Consider the following 562-nt stretch of genomic DNA (forward strand, 5'->3'; position numbering starts at 1 on the left):
ATCGGATATGGCAGCAATACACGAGCCGCGAGTTCAAGCGGGATGCGGTTCGCATTGCGCTCACCAGTGGCCTGACACGGCGTCAGGTTGCGTCTGATTTGGGGGTCGGGCTTTCGACGCTCGGCAAGTGGGTTCGGGCGGTTTCGGAGGAGGCCAAGGTGCCCGCGCAGGATGCCGAGCTGTCTCGCGCGAGAACGAACGGCTTCGCAAAGAGAACCGCATTCTCCGGGAGGAGAGGGAGGTGCTAAAAAAAGCGGCGATGTTCTTCGCGGCTCAAAAGCCGTGAAGTTTCAGTATATTGCTGCGTATCGCGGCACACTGACCCGCAGCCATCTTTGCCGTCTGATGGGGGTGTCAGAACGCGGCCTACATGCCTGGAAGCACCGGCCCCCGTCGCATCGCCAGCGGCGCGACATGGTGCTCTTGGCCCATATTCGTGATCAGCACCGGCTGAGCCTGGGCAGCTACGGTCGACCTCGCATGACCGAGGAGCTGAATGAGCTGGGCATCCGCGTCGGCCAGCGCCGTGTCGGGCGACTTATGCGCCAGAATGGCATCCAGG

At 62.3% G+C, this 562-nt stretch carries 1 pseudogene; it reads left to right on the plus strand.

Annotated elements, in window-relative coordinates:
* Positions 1-5 precede the first annotated feature (5 nt).
* Positions 6-562 (plus strand): annotated as a pseudogene (locus IE101_RS19700) (transposase); the annotation flags it as partial.

It is taken from the genome of Gemmobacter lanyuensis (assembly GCF_014652355.1).
Lineage (GTDB): Bacteria > Pseudomonadota > Alphaproteobacteria > Rhodobacterales > Rhodobacteraceae > Gemmobacter > Gemmobacter lanyuensis.